The 17,510-nt window shown below is 36.2% G+C and carries 10 protein-coding genes; 5 read left to right on the forward strand and 5 right to left on the reverse strand.

What is annotated here, in order from left to right:
- Positions 1-3: 3 nt before the first annotated feature.
- From R2800_02940 to R2800_02955, 4 genes are all read right to left on the reverse strand, one after another.
- A complete protein-coding gene (locus tag R2800_02940; protein MEZ5015980.1) occupies positions 4-5,391 on the reverse strand; it encodes an alpha-2-macroglobulin in 5,388 nt (1,795 codons plus the stop codon).
- A gap of 175 nt (positions 5,392-5,566) precedes the next feature.
- On the reverse strand, positions 5,567-6,301 hold the full coding sequence (locus R2800_02945; protein MEZ5015981.1) for an NRDE family protein: 735 nt from the start codon (positions 6,299-6,301) through the stop codon (positions 5,567-5,569).
- Between the two features lie 94 nt (positions 6,302-6,395).
- A complete protein-coding gene (locus tag R2800_02950) occupies positions 6,396-7,307 on the reverse strand; it encodes a hypothetical protein (protein ID MEZ5015982.1) in 912 nt (303 codons plus the stop codon).
- A gap of 64 nt (positions 7,308-7,371) precedes the next feature.
- On the reverse strand, positions 7,372-7,854 hold the full coding sequence (locus R2800_02955; GenBank protein MEZ5015983.1) for a hypothetical protein: 483 nt from the start codon (positions 7,852-7,854) through the stop codon (positions 7,372-7,374).
- Between the two features lie 20 nt (positions 7,855-7,874).
- On the opposite strand from R2800_02955, the gene R2800_02960 reads away from it, so the two are divergent.
- The 5 genes from R2800_02960 to R2800_02980 all read left to right on the forward strand — a co-directional run bounded on the left by R2800_02960 (position 7,875) and on the right by R2800_02980 (position 16,253).
- Complete coding sequence (locus R2800_02960) at positions 7,875-8,864, forward strand: acyl transferase (protein ID MEZ5015984.1); 990 nt, start codon at positions 7,875-7,877, stop codon at positions 8,862-8,864.
- Positions 8,865-8,920: 56 nt separating this feature from the next.
- Positions 8,921-11,203, forward strand: coding sequence for a TonB-dependent receptor (locus R2800_02965; protein MEZ5015985.1), 2,283 nt, complete (start codon positions 8,921-8,923; stop codon positions 11,201-11,203).
- Positions 11,204-11,263: 60 nt separating this feature from the next.
- Positions 11,264-12,499 carry a sodium:proton antiporter gene (locus R2800_02970; protein MEZ5015986.1) on the forward strand — a complete coding sequence of 412 codons (1,236 nt, stop codon included), beginning with the start codon at positions 11,264-11,266 and terminating at the stop codon, positions 12,497-12,499.
- 15 nt (positions 12,500-12,514) lie between these two features.
- Positions 12,515-14,386: a mechanosensitive ion channel family protein gene (locus tag R2800_02975; protein MEZ5015987.1), complete on the forward strand. Its 1,872-nt coding sequence runs from the start codon at positions 12,515-12,517 to the stop codon at positions 14,384-14,386.
- A 115-nt stretch (positions 14,387-14,501) separates the two neighbouring features.
- Positions 14,502-16,253: an APC family permease gene (locus R2800_02980; protein ID MEZ5015988.1), complete on the forward strand. Its 1,752-nt coding sequence runs from the start codon at positions 14,502-14,504 to the stop codon at positions 16,251-16,253.
- Here R2800_02980 and R2800_02985 read toward each other — a convergent pair.
- Positions 16,246-17,463: a cation:proton antiporter gene (locus R2800_02985; protein MEZ5015989.1), complete on the reverse strand. Its 1,218-nt coding sequence runs from the start codon at positions 17,461-17,463 to the stop codon at positions 16,246-16,248. The two genes, R2800_02980 and R2800_02985, sit on opposite strands and share 8 nt — an antisense overlap.
- Between the last annotated feature and the right edge of the window lie 47 nt (positions 17,464-17,510).

Genomic DNA, 17,510 nt, shown 5'->3' on the forward strand with positions numbered 1-17,510 from the left:
CACTTATTCTAACACCTTGATCGTTCCTGCTCCATGGTAGGAGTGAAATGCACCGTTATACATAGCGTCTGCCTGAACTGGTCCCATTATATATGTACCCGGTGTTACCGCACGAACCATGTAATAAAACCTCCGAGTTTCCTTGCTAGCACTAGTAAACAGATTAACCCTGTCGTCTCTAAAATCTTCATGTTGAGGATAGTCAGGTTCTTTGGTCCATTTGATATCAGGCATGTCAAACAATCTTGAGTTCTCTACTTCAAATCCTGCAGGTAAAATGTCTGTGACAACAACATTTTCAATTTCAGTATCATATTGCGCTTGCAATGTTATTTCCACAACTATTAGGTCGTTTTGTTTGAAGGTATTATTGGTAATTGGGCGTCCTTGTTTGGTGTAAAATGAGCGACGTACTTTTAAATATTTATCTTCTTCAGCATAACTACCATCTTTAGTAATACCAGATGCCTCTGCAAAATAGTAATACTGGCCTTTCCCTTCCACTTTTAGTTGTAGGGGTTTATCCATTCGGGATCTAAGGTCTATTGATTGATCTTTACCATTTGTAGTAGCTATACTTTTGCTGTTATACATAATATTAGCAGTTGCTTGAGTTTTGTTTGCTCTCTGTGCAATTTTTCCTAATGCTAGTATGCCAAAAGATTTTTCTTGTGTGTTTAAATAGTATGATCGGCGCATTTTTTCTGACAAGATGCGAGACATCGTGCTTATTTGTAGATCATCCGGATTTATCTCTTGAATAACGTATAAAGAGATAGCTAAATCTCGTATGTAAGAGTAAAAACTTCCTCCAAAAGTGGGTTTGGATTCTTCTCCTGCAAATTCTTTTGGTAAGACTTTTTGTGCTTTGTCTTTTTGTCCTGATAAAGCATATGCCGCAGCAAGCATATATCTACCATCAAGGCTGAGCATATCTTGATGTGCCTTGTAGTAGTTCATGTGTGCATATTGTGGACTACCTGCCAATGCCAAAACAAATAGTGAGTATGGAATCTCTTTCGAAGCTATTTCTCTGTATTGGTTGTTGTTATAATACATTCGAGTTGTTTTTCTCGATTTGAGCATCTGCTCCATGTAACCTACTGATCTCTTTATCGTATTGCTACTTACTTTAAAGCCTGCTTTTTGTGCTTCAATTAAAAAATGTGTAGCATATATAGTACCCCACCAACTTTCGTACCCGCCACCTTGCCAGTAAGACATGCCGCCATTGTATTGTTGCATTGATTGTATCTTCTGTATAGCTTCCCGAACATTATAACCGGGGTTCATATCCTTGTCCTCAATAGAGGTAATGCTTTTTACTAAATCGTAGTAGTAAAGCTGTGGAAAAGCTGTAGATGTAGTTTGTTCTATGCATCCGTAAGGGTAGCGTATAAGGTCATTGATGTCTTTTGTGAATTCGATAAGTGGAGACTTGCTAACTATTAATTGTCCCCTAATGCTTTGAGGCATAAAGTTATTATCAATATTAATGGGTTGGCTGCTGCCAGCTTTAACTGAACCTGCAATATATTTCTTTTGTAATCCTGCAGGAGGTCTTACTGCAATTTCTGTTTCGTTCTCAAAAGCTTCATTTAGTGCTTTTACGGTAACATCTACTTTGCCTTTTCCTATGGAGTTTTCAGCACTAATATTAAATACTACTCTTTCTTCATTATTAGCTCCAATGGTAACTGTTTTGGTCTTGTCTCCATTAACTCCTAGTGGTCCATTTGTATTTAGCGCTATGGTAGCTTTAGTACTTTTGTTCGTAGTATTGCTTACAGTTACGGCTACTAAAACTTCATCTTTAGGACTTAAGAATCGAGGTAAGGCTGTGCTAATTACAATAGGGTCTGCAATTTTTACATGGCTTTCAGCGTTTCCAAAACTGCTGCCTTTATACGCTAAGGCCATAACTCGTAAATCGCCGGAGAACTGTGGTATATCAATATCATAACTAATATTTCCATTTGCGTCAGCCTGTTTTATGCCGCTCCAATAAGACACGTTTTTTATTCGGTTAACAAAGAGCGGATTAGCCCGCATGGCACTTTCGTCAGCACCATCACCACCAGTGCTTGAAAGTGTTGTGTTGATCTCAGGCATTAAGTAAGGGTAAACATCAAAAGCTTTTACCCCAAGAGCATGCTTTTGATAGAAATGAGTGTAGGGGTCTGGGCTTTTATAATTCTTTACTTGAAGTATACCCTCATCAACTGCAGCAATGGTTACAAATGCATTTGGAGTTGTTTTTACTTTTATCGTTTGTTTGGTCTTAGATCTTGATTTTTCAGGTACTGTTATGGCAACAGGTATGTGTAATGACTTGTTTTCAACGCTAATAGACTTATAGCCATGAGCTACAGTTAAAGGTAATGCTGCATCATCCATAGGGCGGAATAGTGTAGCAGAAACATAGATGTTCGGAATGTGTTTTTCTCCAGCTTTAATTGAGAAGGATGCTGACCTGTCTTTAGTAGTCAAAAATTTATGTTCTATCACATTATCCCTTTCAAGTGTCACTAACATGCGCCCTTCAAAAGGCGTCGTGAATAATATGTCAATATTATCTCCAATATTGTATTTCTCTTTATCTGTTTTTATGGTGACATTGCCTTCTGTATTCACTTCAAAAGAAGTGTATTCTGTATCGTAGTAGCCCCAGGCATAAATGTATCTAGATACATAACTGTCAGAGCCTTCTGGAGAGATGCGAACCTCATATTGCCCGCTCAGCTCAGGAGTAAATATGTAGTTAGTATTCTGTCCATTTATAGTTATGAGTTTCTCTTTCAGCACCCTTTCCTGCTTTTTAGACTTATAACGATATCCATTACCATCGCGCTCTATAACACTATGCCATTCTATTTTTATTAATGACACTTTTGCTTTTACTCCTGTTTTAATACCACCCTTTTGGTCAACAGCAACAAGTTGAAGCTTATGAGGCTTTTTAGTGTTGACGTAATCATCTCCATGTTTTATACCAATGAAAATAGGTTGAGTATATACAGTAAAGTTGGAGTAACGATGGACAGGTCTTCCTGTTTCGTCAAAAGCCGTTGCCATGATATTGCCTTGAAGTATACCCGTTCCTGAAAACTCCTTTTTTAGAGGGAATTTGAAAGTGGCAGTACCATTCTTATCAGTTTTGCCTTCACGAGATAAATATTCGTATTTGATATCGTTCTTGATATTGAAATCATAATCAGACAAACTCTTAATCTTGAATACTTTTTTTGAAATATTTAGTTGTGCTTCATAATTGCGTCCTACAGCAGGTGTTCCAAATAAATTGTCTACTTGTAGGGTTGCTTTGATGCTATCTAGTGGTTGATATTCTTCTTTGTCAAGTGTTAAGGATGTTTTGATCCTGTCTGGTACAAAGTCTTCTATACTAATGTCGTACGTTGCAAGGTTGATATTATTGCCTGTAAGGAGATGTAGGGTGTACGTGCCTGTAATAGCGCTAGGTGGTATATTGAAATGAGTCTCACAAGAACCTTCTTTATCTAATATCTTTTTGTTGGTAGCAAACTCTTTACCGTTTGGCATAGTAAGCTGCATTTTTACAGGTATTTCCCCAGGTGATGCCCAATGGTCATTTCTAATAATAGTGCTAACATTTATTTGCTCTCCGGGTCTGTATAGGTTTCTTTCTGCATATATCATTGCATTTAGTCCTGTGCTGTTTTGATAATAGCCGCCAACATTAAAGCGAGAGGTTTCGACACCTCCATTTTCTAATGAGATAAAACTAAATTCCTCTTCCATTTTTGCTGTTACTAAACCTATGTTAAAACCAGAAAATCTATTTTTGATATCAGACAGTATTGCGGTTCCTTCGCTGTTTGTTGTTATCTCTTCCAGTAATTGGTTGGTGGTGCTTATGAAGGATATTCTCACGCCTTGTAAGGGTGTTGCATTTCGTATAGAGTTGGCAAAGACATATATATTGTCTTTGTCCTCTTTCACAATTAAGCCTACATCAGAATAGTTTAGGATTTTTGAGTCTTGTACCCAAGTGTGTTCTTGTGATTGTACTTCTACCAAATAAGTGCCTTTAAAGCTTTTGATCTTGTCTTTAAAGTCTAGGTTGAGTATACGAGCACCATTTTTTCGTGGTAGGTCTTGCGTGTTGTATTCCTTTGCGAAAACCTCATCACCTATATTACGGGTATTATAGACATAGTAACTATGGTAGTCGTCATCGTCATAATCGTAGCGATAGCTTTGCCCTCTTCGTATAAACTGACTGATATTGTTCTCATATATTTTAGTGATCCTTAACTTTACTTTATTAGTGTTGATGATACTTAGCCCTATATTTCTATTCCCTTTTGTTGACAGATACATGCCCTTGCTGCTTGTGAATTGAATTGAAGGGGAAAGTTTTTTAAATGTTATCTGCCCGTCAAAATCGGTTTTCATAACCCCTCCAAAACGACCTTCAATATCTTTAGATATAGTTATATCATAATTTGATGTAACAGAGAATTTGTCGCTAGTTAGATGTATTCCTGTTTCACTTGTCTCAACTTCAAAAGGTATAGCAGGTTCTAATACAATATGTTTTTTCAAGTTTTCGTCAATTACAGGTTGTGTAGTGTTTATAGTGATAATGCCCTGTTCTCCTGTATGTTCACTATTAATGTTTGTAATGGCGAGTGTAAACCGGCTAGGGATGATAGTCTTTATTGACGTATCTAACGAAGATGTAATGTTGCCATCCGCAATAGTTATTCCTTTATTTATTTCTATCTCAAAAGGTGTTACATCGTCTAGTTCGTTAAGGGGCGTGAACTGTAATGATATTTTCTTTGAGTTGTCTTTACTGATATTTGTAGTAGTAATAGGTTGCCCATCATGTATTAAGGATATGTTTTTTAAAGCCTCTTTTGTAGATAAATTGTAATTGAAGTCAAGGTCTAATTGTATCATTATATTTGACCTGTTTTGCCCACGTGTCCACGATACTTTTGTTTCTGTCACCTTTAAAGGAGTAGAGCTAAATTGTATCTTCTTCTTTTCTAGTTTATACTTGTTTTTACTTAGTCTTGTAATGTTTGAATTGAGTGTAGCTTCATATTTTGTTTCGGGAAGAAGGTTTGATGAAGGGGAGAATACCAGCTCACTTGAGCTATTCCATTTGAATGACCCTGGTATGTTGGGTGAAAAGCTGATATATGCTGTTGTATCCCATCGCCCTACCAAGCTATCAGGATATATATCCTTATTGAAAGAGAAATATAGATTTTCTTGATTGCCAATGTCTTCTTTAAACTGTTTTTCGTCAAATTTTAGAGACTCATTGGACGCACAACTAGCTAGTAATAGAGTAGCAACAATAATTAGTTTGTGGAAGAGAGTAGTGTAGCTTTTCATAATAGGTATATATACTGTATGGGAAGAAATTCTAAACTAAAGTACTTTTTATAATTGCAAAGTTTTAGTGATATGAGTTAAGCTTATGCGAAAGTCTTGTTAATGAGTTTTCACATTTGCACAATAAAAAAGGGTAAACAGAATGCTTACCCCTTTTTGTTTACAAGATTAATAATTAGTGGTTTTCATTATCAGCAAATAACCAACCGTTTATTGTTTGTTCTCCACTTATTAAGTCGTGGTGATACATCACAGATCGTTCTTCTGATATCTCGATACTGGTTATGCTTAATGTTCTACGCCTTCCGCCTCGTTTAAGGTTTAGGTTTATTCTATCATCACCTTCCCCTCCATGTTCATGAAAGTCCCTTATCTTCTCTCCTGTAATTTTGTTTTTATTAGCCTTCCTGAAGTCATCAAACCATTTCTGTCTTTGAGCTATCATTTCGTCATCATAGAGAGTGACAGAAGACCAGATATGAGGTACATCAGCCTTTAAGGATTCGATTGATTTTTCATACTCATCCCATGTCAATCGCCATAAAGTGTTGTTGTGGTTCAACCATACAATTAAGGTGAATGGTTCAATATCGTCAAGATCTACCTCATTAAATTTGTTTACAGGGTTTTCAGAATCAAATATTTCTAAAAAAATCAAGCCTCTACTTTTGCGATAGTTGGGTTTTGAAATGTGTGGTATAAAAGCGCCATTCATCAATACCATTGCATTCCCATTATCGTGTATGCTTATCCAAGTGCCTCCTTTTTTAACGTCTTTAGGATATAGTATTTTACCAGACGCCAGTTCAGCTACAATAGGGTTGAGTGCCCTAGGTCTAGTTATCTCCTCATCACGGTTTGCAGTAATGTAGATCTTATCTTTATACGGTAGATATGTTACGGTACACATAAAGTATTCTTCAAGTCTTTATTCCTCCTTCAATACATACAAAATAGACACAAGTAGACGATTAAACAAATGCTATGTGGCAATCTGCATATATTTATTGTTTTTTAATTTCCTTGTGAAAATTATAAGTTAATCTTGGTATGACGGTCCAAGATTTTGTTAAACCGTCTGGTCTAGCTGTTCTTACTTGTACGGGAGACCCTGCGGATATATCCACCTGCCAGTTTCTAATTTTATAATAGATATTACCTGTAATATTTATGGTTAAGCCTTGACTGCCTGCAACAGAAGAATTAACTCCGCTTGCATAAGTGATCTTGTCGTTAGCAAGGTGATATATAAATAATGGTCCTGCTGAGATACCAAGCTTTTCCCAGTCGTAATGTCCTTGTACTCTAAATAATATATCTCCACTTCTTTCTAAGTTGGCAGATTCGAAATAGGTATTATAGGTAGATGAGCTAAGGCTGTATTGATTATTGTTGTATTGTATAAGCGGTTGCTGATACCCTATAGCAGTCGAGATATATTTTCCCCATTTTGCACTTACTCCTACAATTAAGTCTGTAGTCCCCAAATTGCTTTGATAGGGCATCGGCAGAGGTTGATTATTGTCAGTTGCAGTTGCATCCCCAAAACTTACTCTAGTACCTACAGTTCCATTTAACGCAAATTTTTTAGCAAGAGGTCTGGTGTAGGTAACTATCAAGTCTCCTATTCCTGTATGGCTGCCAGCTTCTCCTGAAGCTATGTTTATGGGTAGCTTACCTTCTATATATCCTTTTGTGCCCATAGGAGCTTTTAGCTCTAGTTGAGGTGTTATGATGTTAGTGCCATTTTCCCCACTACTAATAGCTGTAGACAAAGCGATACTGCTTTGGTTGTTGGAGTTAGTACCTTTTAACGCTCCTGCTGTACAAAAGCCTGCATCGGAACATCCTTGAGCATTAGCTTGTAACGTAATAAAGCTTGCTAAGAAGAGAGTAGTAACAAATTTAAGTTTCATGTATTCAAATTTTAAGAAAAATGGATACATAAAAGTAAGACATAGTAAAACGGCAATTTACTAATTAAGGCAAAATATAAACTTCATCTGTGGTAATTCTATTGCTCTCATTACCTGCCAGATCTTTTATATATACTTCAAAACTGGTTGTGTCTCCGTTGGGGCGATTAGGTCTTTTGACTAAAAAGCGGTTTGCGTCTAACTGGAATGTAATGATTCCTGATATGCCGTTTTCTAGGTCTCGGGATTGTATTTCCTTTCTGAAATTATTGGGTAAATATAAACCACTAAAATCAGCAGTATCCTTAAATCTACGGTCTAAAAAGTAGATATCGTAGTTACTGCCTTGCTGGTCATAACCAAAGTCGCCTTCTCCGTCAGTATAGTTAAATGATATTTGAACAAAATCAGCACTACTACCGGAGGTTACTGTATTAGTTGTAATTCCTCTGTAGTTTATTCTTGGAACGCTAGAATATTTTGGTGTTTTCTTACATGCTACAACACCAATTGTTAATATTGCAAGTAGAAATAGTTTTGTTCTCATATTTACCAAAGTTAACGAATGTGCTAAATATAAATGACATATCTGTCTATGACTATATCAATAGTATAAACGAGGATAACTTCGATGAAATTGCCTTGCAAGTGTATAATCTTCAAATTAGTAAGAATAAGCTTTACGGAGACTATACAGATCTAGTAAATGCTAAAGTGTCTAAGATCGAGGATGTACCGTTTTTGCCTATTTCGTTTTTCAAAACACATCATGTTTGTTTAGAAGGGTATAATAATTTTGTACGAGTTTTTGAAAGTAGCGGCACTACTAATCAAGCCTTGAAAAGCAAACATTTTATATCAAATACTGATATTTATAATGCGTCTTCTTTAAAAGGCTTTACCTACTTCTTTGGAGACCCTAAAGAATACGTTTTTCTAGCATTGCTGCCATCGTATTTAGAACGAGGGAATTCGTCATTGGTATACATGGTCAATATGTTAATGCAAAGTAGTAATCAAGAAGAGGGTGGGTTTTATCTGAACGAATATGAAAAGCTAGCTTCTATTTTGCAACAGCTGGCTAAAGAACGAAAGAAGGTTATCCTTTTTGGTGTCACCTTCGCTTTACTTGATTTTGCTACAACATATCCATTCCATATGGATAATGTAATTGTTATAGAAACGGGAGGCATGAAGGGAAGGGGGAAAGAGCTGACGAGAGAAGAAGTGCACCAGCAGCTTACCACAAGCTGGGGAATAGATTCCGTACATTCTGAGTATGGTATGACAGAGTTATTATCACAGGCATACTCAAAAGGAAATGGGATATACAAGCCTTCTAAAACAATGAAGGTGTTAGTAAGGGACATCAACGACCCTTTAGTTAATCATACAGATGGTGTTGGCATTTTAAATATTATTGATCTGGCTAACCTATATTCCTGCAGTTTTATTGAAACAGAAGATATCGGTAAAGTATATGCTGATGGCAGTTTTGAGGTTTTAGGACGACTTGATAATACAGCCTTAAGAGGGTGTAGTTTAATGGCAGTTTAAGAGTATGTGAATATTATTTTTAGATTAGTCTAAAAATAAAGTATCTTTGCCCTGAAATGGTAGGGAAGATAAATCTATTCAGTAAAATTTTATGGTCGGTCATTTTTACATTTGGCTGTATCTCGCTTTCTGCACAAACTGTAGAGGTTAAAGGTGTTGTGCTTAATAAGCACAATAAAGAGCCTTTGCCTTATAGTACGATTGTGTTGAAAGGGACTGCTATAGGTACACAAACGGATGAAAATGGCAGCTTTAGCTTAGTAATAGCTGAGGAAGAAAAGCAAGGAAGCATAATAGTCAGCTCTGTGGGCTTCGTGTCTGATACTATTACACTTACAGGTAGAAAGTATTATTCGGTTAATCTACGGTCTAAAACAGGCGCGCTTAATGAAGTTGTGGTCACAGGTACTATGAAGGAGATGAGTAGAATGGATAGCCCTATCCCTGTAGAGGTCATTACTCAGAAATATTTTAGAAAAAACCCTACACCAAGTTTGTTTGAAGCAGTTGGGATGATCAACGGAGTACAACCTCAGATAAGCTGTAATATTTGTAATACAGGAGATATTCATATTAATGGTATGGAAGGACCATATACGATGATATTGATAGATGGCATGCCAATAGTTAGTGGACTATCTACGGTATATGGCTTGAGTGGTATACCCAATAGTATCGTTGATAGAATTGAAGTAGTAAAAGGCCCGGCTTCATCACTTTATGGCTCAGAAGCTATGGGAGGTGTTATTAATGTGATTACTAAAAAGCCTTCCAAAGCACCATTGTTCAGTATAGACTTAATGGCTACATCATGGGAGGAGTATAATGCTGACATCTCTGCAAAATACAAACTGGGAAAGCTGCAAAATATGCTAGGGGTAAACTATTTCAACTATAGCACACCCTACGACAAAAACGGCGACGGCTTTACGGATGTTACCCTACAAAATAGAATATCGGTATTTAATAAGGTGAATATAGAAAGAAAGAGTGACCGTATAGCCAGTATCGCAGGTAGATATGTTTATGAGGATAGATGGGGAGGACAAATGAATTGGGATCGTAGTTTTAGAGGTACAGATAGTGTATATGGAGAAAGTATCTATACCAGTCGCTGGGAGGTGATAGGCATGTATGAGTTGCCTATAAAAGAGAAGGTGATAACGCAGTTGTCTTATAACTGGCATGATCAAAATTCTTATTATGGAACTACACCATACATGGCTAACCAGCAAGTGTTTTTTGCTCAAGTATATTGGGATAAAAAGGTAGGTACTAGGCATAATTTGTTGTTAGGAGCATCGTACAGAAGAACTGTATATGATGATAATACGCCTGCAACTGCAACATCAGATAGTTTGTCTCCTCAAAATATGCCAGCTGTAACACCGTTGCCCGGTGCATATATACAGGATGAATGGACGCTTGATACCAAACAAAAAGTTTTAATAGGATATAGGTACGACTATGATAAATACCATGGTAGTGTTCATTCTCCCAGACTAGCCTATAAATTAACACCTAATAAGAATAATGTACTTAGAGCAAGTTTTGGTACAGGATATAGGGTAGTGAATTTATTTACAGAAGATCATGCTGCCTTAACTGGCGCTAGGGATGTTGTAATAGCTGAAGCATTAAGACCGGAACGTTCTTATAATAGTAATTTGAACTATGTACTCAAGATACCGGCTGATGCATTTTTTGTAGGTATTGATGTAACTGGTTTCTATTCTTATTTCACCAATAAGATAAATGGTGATTTTGATACAGATCCTAATAAGATTATTTATGATAATCTTAAAGGTCACGCTGTGTCTCAAGGTGTGTCGGTTAATACGGATGTTACTTTAAACATTCCCCTGAAATTGAGTGCAGGGGTCACTTATATGAATGTTTACCAAAAGGAAGATGATGGGATGGGGAATTTGGTGAAAACAAGACAGATGTATGCACCTGAATGGTCGGGCAATTTAGTAGTTACTTATACTATACCTAAACAAAGGGTAGTTATAGACTTTACAGGTAAATGGACAGGCCCGATGCGACTGCCAATATTGCCTAATGATTATAGACCTGAATACTCGCCCCTTTATTGTATAGCTAATATACAAGTGACAAAAAAGATGCGTAAAGGGTTCGAATTTTATGGTGGGGTAAAGAACCTATTTAACTTTATTCCTAAGGATCCTATAATAAGACCTTTTGATCCATTTGATAAAAATGTGGCTGACCCTGTGGGTAATCCTAATGGCTACACTTTTGACCCTACTTATAACTATGCCTCTTTACAAGGTACTAGAGGGTTTGTTGGTATCAGGTACAATATTCCTAGATAAATATCAATTCATTACTTTTACTACAGCTACTTATAGACAGGTAGCTGTATTTTTGCTTATATGCAGTTCTATACCATCATTACAATCATAATCTCTATATCTGCAGTTTTTGCATATATAAATTTTCGTTTCATTAAGTTGCCTGTTACCATTGGCATCATGGTGTTATCCTTAGCGTTTTCAGTATTGCTAGTGACGATAGGGCATTATACACCATCAATATCCAATAACCTTATCAGCATTATTCATTCTATAGATTTCCATGAGCTATTGATGAATATGATGCTTAGTTTTCTGCTGTTCGCAGGAGCTATACATATCAACTTAGCTGATCTTAAAAAAGAACTAGCTCCTGTCATTATATTGGCTAGTATAGGTATACTTATTTCCACATTTATAATAGGGGCAATAGTTTATTATCTTTTTATAGCATTTAATAATCCTATAGACTTTTTATACTGCTTGTTGTTCGGAGCACTAATATCCCCAACCGATCCTATAGCAGTATTGGGTATATTAAAGAAAGCGGGTATTGCCAAGTCTATGGAGTTAAAGATATCGGGAGAGTCTTTATTTAATGACGGCATGGCTGTTGTTGTTTTTTTAGCAATATACCAACTTGCCAGTCCTTCAGCAGGAGCTGTTTCTACAGGTGATATTGTAGAATTATTTCTGATAGAGACAGGAGGAGGATTATTGTATGGTCTTCTACTGGGGTATGTTGGTTTTTGGTTGCTACGGTCCATAGATAGTTATCAGGTAGAGGTGCTAATTACAATTGCAATAGTGATGGGGGGCTATTCTTTAGCACATACGCTACATGTATCTGGTCCTTTAGCAATGGTAGTAGCAGGTATTATTACAGGTAATAAGGGTAAGGCTTTGGCAATGTCTGACGTTACAAGAGATTACCTAGGTAAGTTTTGGGAGTTGATTGACGATATATTAAATACTATCTTATTCTTGCTTATAGGGTTTGAGGTTTTAGTTATTAAGGTTAATGCTACTATATTACTGATCGGAGGTATTGTTATTGTTGTTGTGCTTTTTGCAAGATGGGTTTCTGTTGCTTTTCCTATAATGTTACTTAAGTTGAGAATGAAATTTGAGAAGAATGCCATAGCAATATTGACCTGGGGAGGACTAAGAGGAGGTATCTCGGTGGCTTTGGCATTATCCTTGCCTAGTGAAATGTATAGGAATGAGTTTGTAACAATTACATATATAGTTGTTATCTTCTCCATAATAGTACAAGGTTTGACTATAGGCAAGGTGTCAAAGAAGTTGATGAATTAACTAAACGGTATTACAATGAAGGTTTTGATCAGGTTTATACTGCTATTTATTACTGTATTATATAGCGCGTCTGGCGTTTTTGCTCAAGAAGATAGTACGGCAAAAGAAAGTGATTCATTAAAAAATGAAGCTTTAATTGCTAATACCAAGTATTTACAAAGGTTAGATTCAATTAAAATAGCGGACTCTCTTAAGAGAGCTGCTTTAGAAAGTGAGTTGAGCTCTTTGAAAACAACGGATAATCTAAAAAAGCAAGAATTGCTAAATGAGCTAGAGGCTATAAAACAAGCAGAAAAAGATGCCTTAGCTCAAAAGATAAGACGTATAGACTCATTAAAACAGTTTGTTACGGGTTTTCCTATATCCCCATTCACTGATACGATATGCTATGTATATGCAAAGTTGGGGCCGTTCAGTCCGCAGGCAAGAGCTCATAATGTAGAAGAACGAATTAAAGAGCTTGAAGATGACGTGTTGTTCAATATTGATTCTTTGAAAGTATATGAATCAGAACAAACAGTAGACTTATTATATAATGATGTGATAGTACTAAGCATAACTGATAGGGATGCTTTGTGGATGGGGGAGAGTACAGTAGGTTTAGCTAATAAGTATCGTGAGGCAATTATAAAGTCAGTTAAGGCACATAGAAAAGCAACCAGTGTACAAACCTTACTAAAGGAAATAGGGTTGGCCATTTTGGTAGTCATCTTTGTTGTAGTCTTGATCAAGTATATCAATAAGTTTTATAAGTGGGTACTACTCAAGATCTATAAGGGGAGACATACATGGGTGAAAGGTGTGAGAATCAGAAATTATGAGTTGTTTACCGCGCAAAGCCAAATAGGTGCGATGAAATTCGCCATTAATGCTATTAGATGGCTAGTTATTGCAATACTCATTTATTTAATGTTACCAGTGCTATTCTCCATTTTTCCGTGGACGAAAAATGTTGCTGGTACGCTATTCGGTTATGTATTAGATCCACTGAAGAAAATATTTTCAGGCATTTGGAATTACTTGCCTGATTTGTTTACAGTAATAGTTATATGGATTGTATTTAGATATGTAAATAAGGGGGTTAAGTTTTTACGAGATGAGGTACGTTCAGGTGCGCTTAACCTACCTGGTTTTTATCCTGATTGGGCTACTCCTACATATCAAATAATAAGGATATTGCTTTTCGCATTCATGATAATAGTGATGTTCCCTTATTTGCCAGGTTCTGATTCCCCGGCGTTTCAGGGAGTCTCCGTCTTTTTAGGTGTATTATTTACTTTCGGCTCTTCAGGTTCGCTATCAAATATTGTAGCAGGCTTAGTGTTAACTTATATGAGAGCTTTTAAAATAGGAGATAGAGTTAAGATAGGAGAAGTGATGGGTGATATCATAGAGAAAACACTATTGGTAACACGTGTACGCACAATAAAAAATGAAGATATTACAATACCGAACTCTACAGTAATGAATAGCCATACGATCAACTATACGTCTGCATCTAAAAGGTATGGATTGATCGTTCACTCAACAGTTACAATTGGGTACGATGTGCCATGGCGTAAAGTTCATGAGCTATTAATAAATGCTGCAGCTGATACAGAACTGATTCAGCAGTACCCAAAACCTTTTGTACTGCAAACAAGTTTAGATGATTACTATGTCAGTTATCAAATTAATGCCTATACAAAACAACCAGGCAAGCAAGCAGTAATTTATTCATCATTACATCAGAATATTCAAGATAAGTTTAATGAAGCTGGAGTAGAAATAATGTCTCCACATTATCAAACATTGAGAGATGGGAATGCAACAACCATACCGTCAGATTACCTTCCTGATGATTATGTACCACCTCCTTTTAATGTAAAAACAGATAAAAAGGATTAATACACAGAATATTTAGACATAACCTTTTTATTATCCACTAATTTATTCAGACATTTACAAACTAAATTAGTATTGACCTATAAGATTAATAGCTAATAGTTTAACTGTAGAAAATATGAGTCATCCCAAGAAGTTAAAGCAGCTGGCAGCAACTGCGATTTGTGGAAACGATATTACGTCATCTTGTTTATATGTATCGGCACTAACTATTTTGTATGCAGGTCAGTATGCTTGGATATCCCTATTAATGGTGGCTGCCGTTTTGTTCTTGTTTAGAAAGATATATGGAGAAGTTGTAGGAGCCTTGCCGCTGAATGGTGGTGCTTATAATGTATTACTAAATACGACAAGTAAAAGTAATGCGTCTGTTGCGGCATGTTTGACGATACTGTCTTACATGGCAACAGCTGTGATATCAGCGAGTGAAGGGATGCATTATCTGCATAGTATGGTGCATAGTATTGATGTTACCTTGGCTACTATAATTCTGTTAGGCCTCTTTTTATTCTTAACCATATTGGGTATTTCAGAATCTTCTATAGTCGCTATTATAATATTTATTACCCACCTTGCTACAATGGCTTTATTGATAATTGCCGGAGTTTGGTTTGTAGCCACACATGGTTTTGATATAGCAGCTGCCAACTTTAAATTGCCTGTAAAAGGAGGTAGTATCACTATGGCCTTAGTGTTTGGTTTTAGTACAGCTATGTTGGGTATTTCTGGATTTGAGAGTTCTGCAAACTTTGTTGAGGAGCAAGATAAAGGTGTATTCCCGAAAACATTGAGGAACATGTGGATCTCAGTATCTGTAATTAATCCGTTAATGGCTCTGGTTGCTATTTCTATATTGCCTATAGGAGAAGTAGATGGTCATAAAGAAGCATTATTATCTCACTTAGGTACTGTTGCCGGTGGTGACGCTATGGGTGGTATTTTATCGAAAATTATTTCAATTGATGCCGTTTTGGTATTAAGTGGTGCTGTGCTTACTTCTTATGTGGGTGTTAGTGGTTTGATAAAAAGGATGACTTTGGATAGAGTATTGCCACAGGTATTGCTAAAAGAGACTAAAAAGGGTAGCCCTTGGTTGATTTTGGTTATTTTCTTCCTATTGTGCCTTTCTGTATTGTTTATTAGTAGAGGTGACCTAGGCGTGCTTGCAGGCGTATACACAATATCTTTTTTATTGGTAATGGTGTATTTCGGTTATGGTAACTTCTTATTAAAGATAAAAAGAGCAAGATTACCTCGTCCTGAATATGCACATCCCGTTATGGTTGCAGTAGCAGTACTGGCATTGGTAATAGCTATATATGGTAATATTACAATGCACTCAGAGTATTTGGTATTCTTCCTTAATTATTTTGTTCCGGCTATGGTGATCATATATTTGTTCCTTCGCCGTAATGAGTTGTTGCAATATATGCTGGTATTAGCCAATAGTTTCTTCGATTCTTTACAAAAGCTAGCACATAGGAGTAGAGTAGGACTAAAAAGAGCCATAAGGAAATTATCAGGTCAGGAGTTTGTATACTTTACTAAAGGTGATGATATCTCTATCCTTAATAAGGTGATGATTTATGTGCAGCAAAATGAGATCACAAGAAGGCTTAAGATAGTAACAGTTGTAAATGAAGAGAAGAAAATATCTGAAGGCTTTTTGCAAGACTTTGAAGTATTAGATAGAGCTTATCCTGAAATAAAAATAGAGTTCATTCAGATAAAGGGCGAGTTTGGGCCTGAGTTAATTAATCGACTGAGTGAGGATTGGAAGATCCCGCACAACTTTATGTTCATCAGTTCGCCTAGTGATCGCTTCAGTCATAGGGTAGAGGATCTCGGTGGTGTACGATTAATTATATAGCATTTTCCTCGGTAGTTTTGAGGTATCGGGCTTTGTCTTCTTTTTTATAAAAAATAAGACCTATTGCCATTATTATACTCGTAAGTACAACAACATAGAATAAGATACCTACGTTGAAAGTGCTTAGTTTCTTTGATGCTGGGATACTGTAAAACAATAGTATTGTAACAAGACCTCTCGGCATTAAGAAAATCTCAGGGAAAAGGTTAGTTTTCAAAATCAACCTTAGGTATAAAAAGCGAATAAACAACAATATGGCTACAATAATACTGCCTATGAAAACAACGTCAGGCTCTATAAGCACTCTTAAGTTTATGGTGTAGCCAAATAAAATGAAGAAAAAGGTTCTTATTAAAAAAGATGTTTCAGCAGTAATAGATTTCATGAAGTCTATTACACCAATAAGTTTTCTCAAGGGAACCTTGTGACTATATCTCTTTATTACAATTTTAGGGCTGTTGTTTAAGACAAGACCAAATACAAGTACTATAAGTAGGGCTGGTAAATGAATAAGTTCGCCCGATGCATAAACTATGGAAAGTATAGCAAACACTAAAAAGTATTTTAAGCTATGTTCCATTTTTGATAAAAGGTAAACAAGAAGTACAGAAGCTAGAATAGATACAGCTATTGCAAGACCTACTCTGCCAAGAAATGCTAAACTAGAACTGAAACTAAGCACATTGTCCATCAAAAAATAATTGAAAACCATGATGCCTAAAATGTCTGAAAAAGAAGATTCATATATGATGAATTCCTTTTTCTCATGGGGTAGATTGTTTGTGCTAGGAATTACTATTGCACTACTGATAATACTCATTGGTATGGCATAAACGAAAGCTGTCATAAAGGGCTCGTATAGCCAGCTTTGCAATAAATATGCAATAGCAAGAGCAGACGCTAGAAAAATAAATAAAGCAGAAAGGAAAGAGTTTCTTACGAGTGTTATTTTCTTTTTATGAACATCAAGATCCAAAGCAGCTTCAAGTATGATCATTATTAGCCCAATTGCCCCAAGTGTTTTTACAAGCACATCTACATCCTTTTCTACGTAGCCATAGTGTGCTGATAGATACTTAATACCAATACCTGTTGATATAAGCAAAAGAACCGAAGGGATATTGGTTTTATTACTTATAAGGGTAAAGAAGTAGCTAAGTATCACAATACTACTAAGTATAATAATTATGACGTGTGCGTGTAACTCCATTTATTCAGTTCAAAAAATATTCTTGTAAAAGATAGGTACAATTCTTG

This window comes from Flavipsychrobacter sp. (genome assembly GCA_041392855.1).
Classification (GTDB): domain Bacteria; phylum Bacteroidota; class Bacteroidia; order Chitinophagales; family Chitinophagaceae; genus UBA5543.